The 14002-nt window shown below is 71.7% G+C and carries 16 protein-coding genes; 8 read left to right on the top strand and 8 right to left on the bottom strand.

The annotated features are described in order from the left end of the window. The 6 genes from FHX31_RS21855 to FHX31_RS21880 all read right to left on the bottom strand — a co-directional run bounded on the left by FHX31_RS21855 (position 1) and on the right by FHX31_RS21880 (position 9086). Positions 1 to 2730, bottom strand: coding sequence for an FtsX-like permease family protein (locus FHX31_RS21855; RefSeq protein WP_184977108.1), 2730 nt, complete (start codon positions 2728 to 2730; stop codon positions 1 to 3). Continuing rightward, on the bottom strand, positions 2727 to 5912 hold the full coding sequence (locus FHX31_RS21860; protein WP_184977109.1) for an FtsX-like permease family protein: 3186 nt from the start codon (positions 5910 to 5912) through the stop codon (positions 2727 to 2729). Before FHX31_RS21860 ends, FHX31_RS21855 begins: the two co-directional genes overlap by 4 nt. Before the next feature lie 355 nt (positions 5913 to 6267). Next, the gene (locus FHX31_RS21865; RefSeq protein WP_184977110.1) at positions 6268 to 6861 is read right to left on the bottom strand and encodes a hypothetical protein; all 594 of its coding nucleotides are present in this window, start codon (positions 6859 to 6861) and stop codon (positions 6268 to 6270) included. A gap of 79 nt (positions 6862 to 6940) precedes the next feature. Further along, a complete protein-coding gene (locus FHX31_RS21870; protein WP_184977111.1) occupies positions 6941 to 7816 on the bottom strand; it encodes a hypothetical protein in 876 nt (291 codons plus the stop codon). A gap of 201 nt (positions 7817 to 8017) precedes the next feature. Then, a complete protein-coding gene (locus FHX31_RS21875; RefSeq protein WP_071096209.1) occupies positions 8018 to 8200 on the bottom strand; it encodes a DUF397 domain-containing protein in 183 nt (60 codons plus the stop codon). 4 nt (positions 8201 to 8204) lie between these two features. Further along, a complete protein-coding gene (locus FHX31_RS21880) occupies positions 8205 to 9086 on the bottom strand; it encodes a helix-turn-helix domain-containing protein (protein ID WP_184977112.1) in 882 nt (293 codons plus the stop codon). 202 nt (positions 9087 to 9288) lie between these two features. On the opposite strand from FHX31_RS21880, the gene FHX31_RS21885 reads away from it, so the two are divergent. The 4 genes from FHX31_RS21885 to FHX31_RS21900 are packed head-to-tail and all read left to right on the top strand — an operon-like array spanning position 9289 to position 10430. After that, positions 9289 to 9543, top strand: a complete 255-nt coding sequence (locus FHX31_RS21885; RefSeq protein ID WP_018789000.1) for a hypothetical protein — start codon at positions 9289 to 9291, stop codon at positions 9541 to 9543. After that, the gene (locus FHX31_RS21890; protein WP_184977113.1) at positions 9540 to 9803 is read left to right on the top strand and encodes a DivIVA domain-containing protein; all 264 of its coding nucleotides are present in this window, start codon (positions 9540 to 9542) and stop codon (positions 9801 to 9803) included. Before FHX31_RS21885 ends, FHX31_RS21890 begins: the two co-directional genes overlap by 4 nt. Then, positions 9800 to 10042: a hypothetical protein gene (locus FHX31_RS21895; RefSeq protein WP_114921224.1), complete on the top strand. Its 243-nt coding sequence runs from the start codon at positions 9800 to 9802 to the stop codon at positions 10040 to 10042. The genes FHX31_RS21890 and FHX31_RS21895 overlap by 4 nt, the downstream gene beginning before the upstream one ends. Positions 10043 to 10097: 55 nt before the next feature. After that, complete coding sequence (locus FHX31_RS21900; RefSeq protein ID WP_013474531.1) at positions 10098 to 10430, top strand: hypothetical protein; 333 nt, start codon at positions 10098 to 10100, stop codon at positions 10428 to 10430. Positions 10431 to 10446: 16 nt separating this feature from the next. Here the strand turns inward: FHX31_RS21900 and ligD are convergent, their stop codons facing one another. Next, a complete protein-coding gene (ligD, locus tag FHX31_RS21905; RefSeq protein ID WP_184977115.1) occupies positions 10447 to 11472 on the bottom strand; it encodes a non-homologous end-joining DNA ligase in 1026 nt (341 codons plus the stop codon). Positions 11473 to 11519: 47 nt separating this feature from the next. Here ligD and msrB point away from each other — a divergent pair, with 47 nt between their 5' ends. Further along, a complete protein-coding gene (gene msrB / locus FHX31_RS21910) occupies positions 11520 to 11930 on the top strand; it encodes a peptide-methionine (R)-S-oxide reductase MsrB (RefSeq protein ID WP_013284828.1) in 411 nt (136 codons plus the stop codon). 8 nt (positions 11931 to 11938) lie between these two features. Here the strand turns inward: msrB and FHX31_RS21915 are convergent, their stop codons facing one another. Beyond that, positions 11939 to 12214 carry an isoamylase early set domain-containing protein gene (locus tag FHX31_RS21915; protein WP_013284827.1) on the bottom strand — a complete coding sequence of 92 codons (276 nt, stop codon included), beginning with the start codon at positions 12212 to 12214 and terminating at the stop codon, positions 11939 to 11941. A gap of 155 nt (positions 12215 to 12369) precedes the next feature. On the opposite strand from FHX31_RS21915, the gene FHX31_RS21920 reads away from it, so the two are divergent. The 3 genes from FHX31_RS21920 to FHX31_RS21930 all read left to right on the top strand — a co-directional run bounded on the left by FHX31_RS21920 (position 12370) and on the right by FHX31_RS21930 (position 13936). Then, entirely contained in the window at positions 12370 to 12630 is a 261-nt protein-coding gene (locus tag FHX31_RS21920) for a hypothetical protein (protein ID WP_013284826.1), read from the top strand. A gap of 53 nt (positions 12631 to 12683) precedes the next feature. Next, positions 12684 to 13355 (top strand): hypothetical protein, encoded by a 672-nt coding sequence (locus tag FHX31_RS21925; RefSeq protein WP_013474529.1) that lies wholly within the window; start codon positions 12684 to 12686, stop codon positions 13353 to 13355. Positions 13356 to 13492: 137 nt separating this feature from the next. Beyond that, complete coding sequence (locus FHX31_RS21930) at positions 13493 to 13936, top strand: GNAT family N-acetyltransferase (RefSeq protein WP_145754628.1); 444 nt, start codon at positions 13493 to 13495, stop codon at positions 13934 to 13936. Positions 13937 to 14002 lie beyond the last annotated feature (66 nt).

Consider the following 14002-nt stretch of genomic DNA (forward strand, 5'->3'; position numbering starts at 1 on the left):
TCAGCTCTCCTCTCCGAGCCGCAGCACCTCGCCGAGGCGCAACCGGCGGTTGTTCACGGCTTCCACGGTGATCGCGAAGCCGAGGGCCAGCATGGCCAGGACCGACACCCCGGCCACCAGGCCGGGTTCGAAACTCGGGCGCACGTCCACGCCCCCGGTGAAGGCGGGCAGCCCGAGCACCGGTGTGAGCAGCAGCGGCAGCAACGCGCCGACCACCGCTCCGGTGAGCACCGACACCAGCACCAGCGGCGTCAGCTCCACCATCAGCAGTCCGCGCCACTGGCGGCGGGACAGGCCCATCGTGCGCAGCCGGGACAGCACCTGACCGCGCGAGCGGGCCCCGGCGAGCACCGCGAGCGCGAGCCCGAGCAGCCCCAGCGCGGCGCCGCCCCCGGCGCCGAGCACGAACCCGAACACCAGCAGGCCGTTCACGCCGCTGCCGCCCAGGTCGGCGCGCACTGCCGAACGGGTCGTCACCTCCGGCGCGCGGGCCTTGTCCCCGGCGTCGACCTCGCCGATGCGCAGGTAGCGCCGCTGCCCGTCGCTCGCGACCCGGTCCACCTCGGCCGCGTCCACACCGGACCCGGCGAGCACGAAACCGGTCGGCGCGAGCTGGTGCGGGGCGTCGGCCGGCAACGCCGGCCAGGGCAGCACCACGAACCGGCGTATGCCCTCGCCCACGAGCGCGAACTCGTCGACTGTGGCGGCGGTCCGCACCGGCAGCCGGTTGCCCTGCACGTCCAGCCAGGCGGGCCGCTCGCCCCGGGCGTCGGCGAGCCCGGCGTCGGCCAGTTCCCCGGCCACCGCCGGAGACACCAGCGCCGGCAGCGGCGTGCTCCCGTCGGTGCGGGCCCGCACCGGGTCGGGCACGTCCACCGGTACGCCGGCCTCCCGCGCCACGTCGGCGAACCGCTCCCCGTCCACGAGCACCACGCGCAGCTCGGTGACCGGGGCGGGGCGTCCGGCGAGGTCGGCGTACGGACGTTCGGCCGGCACTGTGAGCAGCGGCGCGACAGCGCGTACCCCGGGCAGCGCAGCCAGCTTCTCCGCGGTGTCCGGCGTGAAGCGCTCCCCTCGTACCAGCAGGTCACCGGGCACGGCCTGGGCGGCGGCGGTGTCCCGGCCGGTCTCGATGCCGGTCGCCACCACGCCGCAGAACGCGGCGGTGGCGACGGCCAGCACCACCACGACCAGCGGCCCGGTGCTCGCGGCCCGGCCCGCCCGGGCGGTGCCGAGGAACGCGACGCTGCCGCGCGCCCGGGCGGCGACGCGGCTGACCAGCCGCAACGGCCAGGGGTACGCGCGCAGCGCCAGCAGCGCCGCCGCGATCGCCAGCAGCACCGGCACGGAGACCAGCAGCGGGTCCACCGAACCGGCGGTGAGCCCGCGGCGGCGCAGCAGGAACGCGCCGAGCACGGCGAGCCCGAGCACTACCACCTCGACGGTGAGCCGGACGGCGGGTGACCGGCCGCCCAGGTCGGCACGTCCACCGGCCCGGCGGCCGACGGCGAGCGCGGCGAGCGGCGGCAGCAGCGTGGCCAGGAGCCCGGCGATCACCACCCAGCGCCACGACGCCCCGGTGCCGGGCAGCAGCCCGCCGAGCAGCCAGCCGATCCCGGCCGCGGCCGGCAGCACCAGCAGCGACTCGGCCAGGCCGCGGCGCAGCACCGAGCCGGTCGAGCCGCCGCGTGCCCGGATCAGGTGGAACTCGGCGCGGCGGCGGCGCGCGGCCAGCCGGGCGGCCAGCAGCGTCAGCCCGGCCAGCGTGGCGAGCAGCCCGGCCGCGATGACCGCGAGCAGGGTACGCGCGGCGGCCAGCGCGTCGGCGAAGCGCCGCAGCGGGATGTCCACGCCCTGGGTGAGGGTCATCTCGATCTGGGCGGGCCGGGCCCGGTCCAGCCCGTCGACGCCGGCGATCAGCGCGTCGAGGCGGCCCGGTTCGAGCCGGTCCGGGGCGATCCGGTACCGCCAGCCGAAGCTGACCGGCCAGCCGGTCGCGACGGCCTCGTCGACGCCGCCGTCGGCGGTGTAGGCGACGCCCACGAACGGGTCGCCGTCGCCCTCGGGCGGGGAGAGCTTGAGCATCGACGGCAGCGTGTCCCAGACACCGTCGGCCGGGTCGTTCGGCCGCCACACACCGACCAGGTGGACCGGGAGGGACTTGAGCACGTTGTCGTCCGGGTCGAGCATCAGGAGCAGGAACCGGTCGCCGGTCTTCACGCCGAGCGTGCCGGCGATCGTCTCGGCGAGCGTCACCTCGACCGTGCGGGCCGGGGCGACGGGACGTTCCGGCCACCGCCCGTCGACCAGTGTGGCCGCCTCCTTGATGCCGGTACCGGCGCGCAGGTGGACGTCGATCAGGCCCTTCTCGGGGGCGAGTGTCGGGCCGCGCAGCCGTCCGGGCACGGTCTGGGCGACGTACCAGCGCTGGCCGACGGTGTCCCGGACCACGCCGGGCATCGCCCCCTCGATCCCCGCCAGCTCGGCCGCGTGACCGGTCACGGCGGTCCGGGTCGACGGCGGGAACGCGGTCGGCGCGGTGCTGTACGTGAGGTCGCGGCGGGCCACCGGCTGCCCTGCGACGTACTCGGTGAGCCCCTGCCCGGTCAGCCGGTCGGCGACCCGGGGCACGCCGGTGATCAGCAGGGCGGTCACCAGGGTCAGGACGGCGAGCAGCAGGAACTGCCCTCCGTATGCGCGTACCCGGCGCGCGGCACCAGGAAGGCTCATCGTTCTCCTCCGATCCGGAGCTGCGCGGCGGCGACCCGCTGGCGGATGCCTGTGGTGATGAGGGCGGCGAAGGCGAGCGCGGCGAGCAGCAGCCCGGCGGCTGTCGTCCCGATCGGCAGCCAGGGCACTGTGAAGGCCGCCTCGGGCACCGGCCGGCCGGCGGCCGGGGTGAGGATCACCAGCGGCACCATGGTGGCCGCGACGAGGGCGCCGACGAGCATCCCGACGCCGACGCCGATCGCGGCCAGGAACGTCTGTTCCGCGAGGTACGCGCGGGCGAGCAGCCGGGTGTTCGCGCCGAGCGTGTTGAACACGGCGAACTCGGTGAGCCGGCGCCGGGTGGTGGCCCAGACGTCGACCGCCAGACCGACCAGGGCGAGCAGCACCGAGCCGAGCGCGGCGGCCAGCAGCCCGGTGCGCGCGCCCTGCCAGTACGGATCCTCGGCGGCCTCCGCGGCCACCGCCCGCCGGTCGAGCAGCACCGTGCCGCCGGTCGAGGCGAGCGCGTCAGCGGCGGCGGTGTGCCCGCCGGGCGTGGTGCCCAGCCACCACTCGGCCACCGGCCGGACGCCGCCGCTGCGTTCGAGGAGTTGTGTGGTGGCGGTGGGCAGGTCCAGCAGCACCCCGTCGCCCCCGGTGCCGGGCACCGCGGCGACCTGGCCGACCACTGTGACCTCGACCGTCACCTCGGCGACCGACAGCTTGACGGTGTCGCCGGTCTTGAGGCTCATCGCGGCGGCCACGCCGGGGGTGACGAGCACCGGCACCGGACGGTCCGGCGCCTGCGGCACCAGCGCGAACCGGGACGAGGGCACCCGGGCGAACTGCAACAGCCCGGCCGGCACGTCGAAGCCCTGCGTCCCGTCGATCCGGGTCGGGCTCGCCTCGGCGGTGTCGCGCGGCCCGGCGCCCGGGTCGATCACCCGCCAGGACCCCTCCACCGGCAGCTTCAGGGCCGCCCCGGCGGCGTCGGTGAGCCGCAGCTCGTCCAGGAGCAGCCGGTACGAGCTGCCGGTGGCGTCACCGCCGTCGGCCTCGAAACCGGCCAGGCGCAGCGGGACGCCGCCGCTGTCCGGCAGCGGCACCGAGAAGCGCACCGGCTTACCGTCGCCGTCCCCCTCGGCGAGCCGGACCCGCCAGGTGGCCCCGGCGTCGGTGGCGAACAACGCGGTGACAGCCACCCGGGGCCGCTCGTACATGCTCTCGACCGGGGTGCGCACGGTGCCGGACAGCGTCTTCGCCCCCTCGGGCAGGACGCCGCCGGCCGGCGCGGTCCGGCCGTTCGCGAGCCGGTCCAGCAGGGCGCCGGTGGACGCGTCACCACCGGCGTCGTCGAGCCGGATCATCCCCTTCGCGGCGGCGGCGTCGAACGCCACCACTGTGGCCGGCCGGGCCTCACGGCCCAGGCGTACGTCGTCGCGCCAGGCCGGCAGCACCCGGTCCACGCCGGGCACGGCGGCCAGCTGGGCGGCCCGGTCCGCGGGGGCGGTGCCGTCCCGTTCGGTCAGCCGCAGGTCCGCGCCGACCGTGTGCTGTGCCTGGTCCCGCTGCGAGCGTTCCCAGGAGGCCACCAGCGACCAGGCGAGCGTGCTGCCGCCGACGGCGAGCGCGAGCAGCAGCACCGGCCCGGCGTGCGGGCGCCGGCCCGCCTGCCACATGCCGAACATGGTGGCGTTCCACGTCCGCCGGTCCACGAAGCGTTCCGCGAGCCGGGTGGTCGGCGGCAGCAGCCGCAGCGCGATCACCGCGCCGGCCAGCACGCCGATGGTGGGCGCGGCGGCCAGCAGCGGGTCGATGCCGAGGCTGCCGTTCGCGCCGGCGAGCGGCGAGGAGTACTGCCGCAGCTGCGTCCAGGCGAGCACGGCGAGGGCCACCAGCGCGATGTCCACGCTCGCCCGCTGCACGGCCGCTCCCCGGGAGGGCCGCGACCGGGACGCCATGTCCGCGACGTACGTGCCCGCCCGGCGCATCGCCGGCAGCACCATGGCGAGCAGGCAGCCCACCGCCGCGCCGACCGCCACCACCCACACCCGGGCCAGGTCACCGTCGGCCAGCCCCAGGTCCGCGCCCAGGTAGTGGATCGCCTGCCCGGTCAGCGCCGGGGCCAGCAGCAGCGCCGGCGCCACCACGAGCGTCGCCTCGCGTACGGCCAGCCCGGCGATCTGCCCCCGGGCGGCGCCCCGGGCCCGCAGCAGTGCGGTCTGCGCCCGCCGGTCCTCGTTGAGCAGCGCCGCCACCAGCACCAGCGCGTACCCGCCGAGCACCACGATCAGCAGCAGCGGGGTGAGCAGCGCGGACCGGCCCACCAGGTCGGCCCGGCTGAGCCGGTCGACGAGCCGGTCCAGGTGGCTGACCTGCTGTGTCGAGGAGCCCAGGCCGGTGGCCTCGGGCAGCTTCCCGGTGATCTCGTCGAGCGCTGTGGTCACGGCGGGCAGCCGGGCTGGCTCGACCGCCACCAGGTCGGGGTCGACCACCCAGGCCGCCGAGGTGGAGCCCGGGAAGGTACGGGCGAAGTCGGCCGGGTCGAGCGCGAACGGCCCGTACGACGTGATCTCCGCGTCGCCCTGGCTCTCCCCCACCCCGGGGGCGAGACGCCAGTACGCCTCGGACGCGTCCCGCGGCCGCCACGTGCCGACGACCACCACGGTGCCGGCGCGCTCCGCGCCCCGGTCGTACAGCGGCACCCGCTCCCCGACCTCCAGGCTCAGTTGCGCGGCCACCTTCTCCGGCAACGTCACCTGCAACGGGTTGCTGCCGGGCACCGGCCACGCCCCGGCGGCCAGCTCGGCGTGCGCGGGCAGGTCGTCGAGCGTGGCCAGGTTGGCGAACATCGGATCGTCGTCGGTACGGGCGGCGCCCACGTCTCCGGTCAGCTCCCGCCCGGTCCCGGAGCGGCTCGCGGCCACTGTGACCGGAGCACCGCCGAGGCCGTCGGCGAACTGTTCCCGTACCGCCCGGTCCCGCTCGGCGAACGCGGCGGCGTCGGCGCCACCGGAGCCGCTGATCAGCAGGCTGCGTTCCTCGGCCGGGGCGGCGTCGAGCACCGCCCGGGCGCCCGCCTCGACGGCCCGGCGGTTGTAGTCGGAGAGCCCGGTGACCAACGCGACCGCGACGAGTGCCGCGACAGCGGCGGCGAGCAGCAGCCCACGGGCCTCTATCGCCCGCCTCCACACCAGCTTCATCCGACGTCCTCTCCTGGCCCCGGCGGGCCGATGCCGAGAGAGAGCAGTGACGCCCACCAAAAGGTTCGCGCCCGTTACATGATCGTTATCGGCCTTCCCGCGCGGATATCCGGGGGAGGCAGCCGGCGGATGTGCCCACGACCGCCGGGAGCGTCCGCCCGACCGCGGTACCCGTCCGTTCGCCTGGATTGGACCGGGCTCGACGGGCTCCCCAGGAGGACAAGCTGACGACGCCCCGAGGGTTCATGACCGCCGCCCGTGACGACGTAGCACTCACGTTGGTACCGCCGGATATGCGGCACGAACTCCCGTGGGATCGCAGAGCATTGACGAGAAATCCTCAGCCTGAATGTCCCTAAGAAATCACAGACAGGGCTTTCAACAACTCGACCAACGGCCCGGCTGTCTGCCCCGTAAGGACCGCAAGGTCCTTTACCTTCTCACCGTACTTCTTAACTCTTTCTAGGAACTTGGGGCCGGATTCCTGGCTGTTAGCGAGCTCTCGCGCCTCTGCGGCAAGAGCGGCGATCGTCGCCGGATCCGCATCCGAGTGCGGGAGGTCGTCCGAAACCCCTCTGAGTGCCGCACGCAGGTTCGCTTCGATGTGCGTGGTGAGCTCGACGTGCTGCTGGACCGAGCTCACCATCTCGGTTGCATTGTTCACGACAACGCCACTTGATCCGAGGGCCCTGCGAACCGACGCGTAGAGCTCCTTTACTTCCGCCTCCAGGGACTGGATACGTTTACAGTTCGCCCTTTCTCTTTCCAGCCGACGTCGCAACTGGACACCCACAGCAAACCCAGCATTTAGGTACTTCTCCTGCAGACTCTTCGCCATGGGGAGATCGCTACGGAGAACTGCAGCGCTTGCTGATTCATAGAACCGCTGGGTAGAGCGTATAAGATCCTCGCACTCAGGCCAGTCCTCTCGCTCCAACGCCACCTCCACCAGCGCTTGATCACGGCGACTGCGCATCTCCAGCGCGTTTGAGCGAAAGACTGGAGCCCAAAGATTTGAGGATATATACTCAGCCAACGATGCAGACTCCTCGAACTGTAGAGCACGCCTCCTCGGCAACCCTGGCCGCAGCCTTGAAGTCGCTGGTCGACACCAATTGATTATACTGTGCCACAAGTCCCTGCGCCTTCAGGCTGTGCCACTGGAAGCGGAAGCCTCTGAGGGCGTTAATCCCGTGCTGGTCAGCACTGAACTCCTCTTCGTACTCCTCAATCAACATCTGCATTGCGAAGGAGGCCCGGTCGAATCCGGCACGAGCGCCGGAAAAGTCGTGAACGGCGAGCCGGATGGCTGCCGCCATACCTTCCGCCTGCACCTGCGTTGCAGCGTTGGTGAAAGATATCAACGCGGCGGGAGTTTCCGAATTCCGCTGATGCTGGTTCAGCAAATAGACAGCTTCCTCCCCGCGACCGTCTCGAAGAAGAGTCAGAGCTTGGCCAATCAACTCAAGCCACTCAATCATCGACTTCTGCGCCACCGCGTATTTACGCAGGCTCCGCAGCCGAGGCGCCATGGGATGTTCTGCCAGATTTTCGACCTGCCCCAGCAGATTCAGGTAGGCAAGGCGAACCTTCTTTGCGTCCCGCAGTTGAGTAAGAGCGTCCGCGACGCGCAATTCTTGAAGCGCAAGAACGGCGATCTCCACAAGGCGGTCCTCGACGGCGTCGACCGACTGGTCGTATGCTTCGGTGAAGTCGAAGGTCGATGATGTTCTCGCCACTATCGAAAGCGCATGCGAAAAGGGATCCTCAAGTGTCGCGACTTCTTCACTCTCGACGCCGCCAGCAGCAAGCCCTTCTCCTGGTTCCGCTTCAGGCCCGGAACGCAAAGGTTCGCTCCCTTGCTTCCCGCCGCCCTCCTGGTGGGGCTTCGAAGTTTGCGTCATCCCACGATGATGACAGAAAGTCAATGCATGGTCACGAGGCGATTCGCGCGGGTTGACAACGCGGAGCGTAAGCGCTCATCACTGCAGGTCTTGTCGAGCCGAACAGTGCGATACCAGGACAGAATGGCATGGAGCCTCACTGTCGTGCGCGGGCAGCGGGGTGGGTGGTGCCGGTAGGCCGGCACCACCCACGGCGACAGATCAGCCCTGGTCGTTTAAGCAGTCCGCGCGAACCGCCCCGACGAATCGGGTCCACGCCGTCCGATCGAAGCTCAGCGCTGGCCCCTGCCGGTCCTTGGTGTCCCGCACCCCGACCGCGTCGGCGAAACCGGCCACCTCGACGCAATCACCTTCGCCGCCGGACCGGGACGACTTGCGCCACACTCCATCACGTCCCATCGGTCATCTCCTCAGCTATCGTCATCATCAGCTTGCGGGACTCACCAGCATCGAGCGCCCGCTCACCGAGCGAGCGCCAGCCGTCCTCGTAGGTCTGGATCTCGTGAACCTTGTCAAGGTATGCCGCGCCACATGGACCGTCCATGTAGATGGTGGTCGGCTCCGGTTCCCGCACGTCGGTCGGGAAGTCGAGCATCGTGAACGTTCCAGCCGACGCCCAGCGGTAGAGACCAGCGCTGAGTGGGAGCACCCGGATACGGATGTTGTGCTGTTGGCTCGCCACCACCAGGGCATCGATTTGCCTACCCATCGCCGACAGATCGCGCAGCGGTCGACGTAGCACCGCCTCATTTAGGATCACGTCTAGGTAGGGAGCTCGCGGCACTGCACGGGCCAGCAGCCGTTGCCGCCGTAGCCGGACGTCCACCTTCGCTTGCCGCTCCGCGTCACTCAACTGCGGGTTGTCGGTAGCAATCACCTCGGTCATGTACTCGACGGTCTGCAGCAAGCCCGGTACCAAATTTGCCTCGTACTTGCGAATCTTCGTTGCGGCGGCTTCCAGGCCCACGTACAACTTGAACCAGTCTTTAATTGCCTCCCCGTAGCTGTGCCACCAACCGTGCGCCTTGGTTTCCCGGGCCAGAGAGCGCATGGTTTCGATGGTTTCTCGCGACGTGCCGTAAACGCGGCACATGGCTTCCACGTCATTCGGGTGCATCGGCACCTGACCCGTTTCGTAACGCCAGATCCGGGGCGCCGACCATTCGAGTTCCTTGGCCGCCGCGGTCACCGTGACGTGCGCGCCTTCGCGAAGTTCTCTCAGATATCTGCCGAGCTGCCTACGCGGGACGGTGCTTCCCGAGTCGTCCACGTCATCTCCTTTGGCGTTGTCGCGTAAGGCACCTCATCCCTTGGTCTGCATTCTGCCGCGAAAGATTGCCTCGGGCCAGAGGTGAATTGACCATTGTGGTGCCCGCCGGGGACGCGGCGGGTTCGCGGGGACGGATGCCTTTCCCCGAAACCTCATCCCGGCATCCGTCCCCGCACCTGGCGCCGATCCACAAAGGAGAGTCATGGACTCGATCGATCGCATCCTCGGCGACATTCCGCTTCCGCCCTACGTCACCGCCGAGGATGTCACCTTCGCGGTCCGGGCGATCACCGTGCACGCCCCCGAGCAGTGGCCCGAGGGACCGCGCTGCCGCAACGACCGGGCACCCCACCCGTGCCGGCTGCACCGCTGGGGCCGCCGGGTGCTCGACTTGCGCGGGCTCACCGACAGGCAGATCCATACGCTCGTCGCCGAGCAGACGGCACCCGTGCGGTGATCTACGTGACCGGGGAACGCCTGCTCCCGCACCACGTCCGCGCTGCCTTCTTCGACCGGCGCTGGCGCGGTCTCGACCCGGCCCAGGTACGTGACCACCTCGACCGGGTGGCCGACGAACTCGAACGTCTGAGCCGTGATCTGGTCACCACGCGGACCGAGGCCGAGCGCGTCCGCCAGGCGCTGCGGCAGTGGCAGTCTCAGCATCGCGCCTGCCGTCTCCGTGACCCGGACGCCCCGCCGGGCGGGTGGCCACGATGATCGAGCAACGCTGGATCATTCACCTGCCCACCACGCTGACCAGCGCCGACGAGGCAGCCGCCCTCGCGGTGACGCTGCGCGAGTCGCTCGGCCACGTCACGGTCATCGACTTCGGCGAGACCACGCTGAGCGAGGAGGACAGCCAGTTCGTGCGTACCCGGGTCTGGTGCGACGCCCGGCTCGACGGCGCCGGCCGGTGCGGCCACCGCAACGACCACGACGGTTCGTGCGGCGCGTGACCCGGCGCCCGCGCGCTGGGTCCGGCGGGACGAGGGCCGCCGGTAGCATGCCGGGATGGGCAGGTTCCTTGCACTCTTCAACGGCGCCGCTGACGAGGCCGGCAAGGCCGACCTCACCGAACAGCAGCAGACCGACTTCATGAACGCCTGGGCGGCATGGGCGCAGGCCAACGAGAGCGCCCTCGTCGACCCCGGCGCTCCGCTGTATGGGAAGAAGCTGGTCACGACGCGGGGCGTCGAGGACATCACGGACAACCTGATCGCCTACGCGATCGTGGAGGCGTACTCGCACGACGAGGCGGTCCGGATCTTCTCCGGGCACCCGCACCTGGGGCTGTTCGCCGGGAACTCGATCGCCGTGCTGGAGTGTCCGCCTCCGCCCGTCTGACCGCTGCTGGGGGGCGTCAGGGGCGGGGGCGGTCGCGGTCCTTGGAGGGCTGGACCCGCTTCGGCTCGCCGGGCATCTTCGGGTATTCCGGCGGGTAGGGCATGTCGCCCAGCCCGTCGGCGGCATCCCGCTCGGCCCACTCCAGCAGCGGCGTGATGTCCCACGGGGCGTCGTCGATGCCGGCGTGCGGGTCGCCGCGCTCGGCGAACCGGGCCGGCACCGTGCCCAGGTGGAAGTCGTCCGGGTCGACCTCGGGCAGCTCGTCCCAGTCGACGGGGGTGGAGACGGTGGCGCGGGCGTTGGCGCGCAGCGAGTACGCGCAGGCGATGGTGCGGTCCCGCGCCATCTGGTTGAAGTCGACGAAGACGCGCTCGCCGCGCTCCTCCTTCCACCAGGCGGTGGTGACCAGCTCGGGGCGACGGCGTTCCAGCTCCCGGGCCAGCGCGATGGTGGCGCGGCGTACCTCCACGAACGTCCAGCGCGGCTGGATGCGCAGGTAGACGTGCACGCCCCGGCCGCCGGAGGTCTTCGGCCAGCCGGGCACGCCCAGCTCGTCGAGCAGACCGCGCAGCTCACCGGCGGCGGTCACCGCGTCGGCGAAGTCGGTGCCGGGCTGCGGGTCGAGGTCGACGCGCAGCTCGTCGGGGCGGTCGGTGTCGGCGGCGCGCACCGGCCACGGGTGGAACACCACCGTGCCCATCTGCGCCGCCCAGGCCACGTGCGCCAGGTCGGCCGGGCACAGCTCGTCGGCCGGGCGGCCGCTGGGGAAGGCGATCCGCGCGGTGCTGACCCACGGGGGCACGCCCCGCTGCGGCACCCGCTTCTGGAAGAACATCTCCCCCTCGATGCCGTCGGGGAAGCGCTGGAGCGTGGTCGGCCGGTCGCGCAGGGCGCGCATGATCCCGTCGCCGACGGCCAGGTAGTAGCGGAAGACGTCGGCCTTGGTGAAGCCGCGCTGCGGGAAGATCACCCGATCGGGGCTGCTCAGCCGCACCGTGTGCCCGGCTACCTCGATCTCCTCGACCGCACCCTTGCCCGCCATCACGCGACCATATGCGATGCCACCGACACCCGACGTACCGTGGAACGGTGAGTCTTTCCGACAACGAACTGCCCCGTACCGAGGACGAATGGCGCGTGCGGCTGAGCCCCGAGGAGTTCCGGGTGCTCCGCGAGGCCGGCACCGAGGCGCCCTGGACCGGTGAGTACGTCGACACCAAGACCCCCGGCGTCTACCACTGCCGGGCCTGCGGGCTCGAACTGTTCCGCAGCCAGGACAAGTTCGACTCGCACTGCGGCTGGCCGAGCTTCGACGACGCCATCCCGGGCGCGGTCAAGGAGATTCCGGACAACACGCTCGGCATGCGGCGCGTGGAGATCCGCTGCGCGCGCTGCGACAGCCACCTCGGGCACGTCTTCGAGGGTGAGGGCTTCACCCCGAAGGACACCCGGCACTGCGTCAACTCGATCTCGGTGCGGCTGGAGCCCAGCGCCGGCTGACGGCGGCGTCAGAGTCGCAGCAGGCCGCCGGCCTCGTCCACCTGGTCGGCGGCCTCGTCGTCCAGCCACACCCCGCCGGTGGCGAGGTAGCGGAAGCGGTACTCCCCCGGCTTCAGCCGGACCGTCACGGTACGCGTGCCGTCGCGGCGCGGCACCAGCTCGTGCCGGCCGGGCTCCCACCCGTTGAAGCAGCCGACCACGCTCACAGTGCCGGCCGGGGTGTCCCTGGGCAGCGAGAACGTCACCCGGGTCTGGTTGCCGAAGAGCTTGTTGCGCTTGATCACGAATCCTCCGGGGATTTTCGGCGGTCACAGCAGTCAACGCGCGACACGCCGGGAGCGACTCGCCGTGGGGCCGGATCAGGTTCGCCGGTTCCGGTTGCTCGAAGGTGTCGTCTGCGCGACTCTCGGATGACAGGTCCGTTTTCGGGGGGTTTCGCATGGCTGCCTGCGAGGTTTGCGGCAACGACTACTGGATGGCGTTCGAGGTGCGCACCGTCGACGGGTCGCGGCACACGTTCGACTGTTTCGAGTGCGCGGTGCACAAGATGGCGCCGATCTGCGAGCACTGCCAGATCAAGATCGTCGGGCACGGCGTCGAGGTCTCCGGCCGCTTCTTCTGCTGCGCCCACTGCGCCCGCGCCGTGGAGGGCGAGCAGGGCGCCGAGGTACGCGACGCGGTCGGCGCCCGCCCCGCCTGACGCGGGCGCTCCCGGGGCGGCACCGGCGTCGATCTCCGTCTAGCATCCCTCCGGTGTCCCGACGGTTGATCATCGCGGTGGCCCTGGTCGCCGTCCTCGCCGGCTGCGGTTCCACCACCGAGCCCGCCACCGCCCCCGCGCCGGCCCTGGCCGCGCCCTCGCCCACCGACGGCGGGGCCGCCGCGGCGCTGCGCGACCGTTACGCCGCGACCGGCAGCCTGGCCGGCCTGGCCGAAGAACCCGAGCACGCCAGTGAGCGGCTCGACTCCGACGGTGTCGTCTGCGGTCGCCCGCTGCCCCTGCTCGACCGGCGGCTCGTCGCGTCCACCCGGGTCTTCGTCACGCCGGAGGGCACCCCGGCCGGCGAGTTCGTCGAGATCGCCCAGGAGACCGTGGTCTACCCGGACGAGGCGGCCGCCGCGGACGCGGTACGGCAGGTCTTCGGCCTGCTGGAGGCGTGCGAGCGCGACGAGGAGGAGGGCCAGGTGACCACCGGGCACACCGCGGGGGACCTGCCCGCCGGGCTGGGCGTGCCGGGCCGGGTGGTGTCGGCGACCATGACCGTGTCCGACGGCACGCGCTTCCCGCACCGCTACGGCTGCCTGCACCACGGCCGGGTGACCCAGTGCGTCGCGGTCTGGACCCGCTCGGCGGCCGACACCGGCACCTGGTTCGAGCGCGCCGTCACCGCCACCGCCACCGGGCTGCGCACGTCGAAGGGCTGAGCAGCGCCGGCCCGGCCACGCCGAACCGCCGCGCGTTGAGCCGGCACACCGGGACCGCGCCGGCCCGGCGCGCCGAGCCGGCGTGCCGCGCCAGGGGGAGCACGACCGGGCGGAGACGCGCCGCCTACCCTGGGCCGATGCCCGTCGAGTCCCACCTGGCAAGCTTCGCCGACCTGGACACCAGCACCTTCCACGACCTGCTCCGGCTGCGCATCGACGTGTTCGTGGTCGAGCAGTCCTGCCCGTACCCGGAACTGGACGGCCGGGACGTCGAACCCGGCACCCGCCACCTGTGGCTGAGCCGCGACGACGCCGTGGTCGCGTACCTGCGGATCCTGGCCGACCCCGGCGGCGTGGCACGGATCGGGCGGGTGGTGGTGGCGCCGGTGGCCCGCGGCGCGGGCCTGGCCGGCGCGCTGATGACCGAGGCGCTCGCCGTGGTGGGTGACCGGCCGTGCGTGCTCGACGCGCAGACGCATCTGGTCGGCTTCTACGAAGGGCTCGGCTTCGAGGTCAGCGGCCCCGGCTACGTCGAGGACGGCATCCCACACACTCCGATGCGCCGCGACCCAACTCATTGACGTTTGTCGCTTTCTGTGGCAGCGTGCGGGCGGAGCCGCCACGCGGGAGAGGGCAACTCCCGAGTC

This window comes from Micromonospora sp. CNZ286, from assembly GCF_014207755.1.

Excerpts from the sequence above, each read along its gene's own strand:
- FHX31_RS21855 (WP_184977108.1), bottom strand. The coding sequence starts at position 2,730 with ATGAGCCTTCCTGGTGCCGCGCGCCGGGTACGCGCATACGGAGGGCAG.
- FHX31_RS21860 (WP_184977109.1), bottom strand. The coding sequence starts at position 5,912 with ATGAAGCTGGTGTGGAGGCGGGCGATAGAGGCCCGTGGGCTGCTGCTC.
- FHX31_RS21870 (WP_184977111.1), bottom strand. The coding sequence starts at position 7,816 with ATGACGCAAACTTCGAAGCCCCACCAGGAGGGCGGCGGGAAGCAAGGG.
- FHX31_RS21885 (WP_018789000.1), top strand. The coding sequence starts at position 9,289 with ATGGACTCGATCGATCGCATCCTCGGCGACATTCCGCTTCCGCCCTAC.
- FHX31_RS21895 (WP_114921224.1), top strand. The coding sequence starts at position 9,800 with ATGATCGAGCAACGCTGGATCATTCACCTGCCCACCACGCTGACCAGC.
- FHX31_RS21900 (WP_013474531.1), top strand. The coding sequence starts at position 10,098 with ATGGGCAGGTTCCTTGCACTCTTCAACGGCGCCGCTGACGAGGCCGGC.
- ligD (WP_184977115.1), bottom strand. The coding sequence starts at position 11,472 with ATGGCGGGCAAGGGTGCGGTCGAGGAGATCGAGGTAGCCGGGCACACG.
- FHX31_RS21920 (WP_013284826.1), top strand. The coding sequence starts at position 12,370 with ATGGCTGCCTGCGAGGTTTGCGGCAACGACTACTGGATGGCGTTCGAG.
- FHX31_RS21930 (WP_145754628.1), top strand. The coding sequence starts at position 13,493 with ATGCCCGTCGAGTCCCACCTGGCAAGCTTCGCCGACCTGGACACCAGC.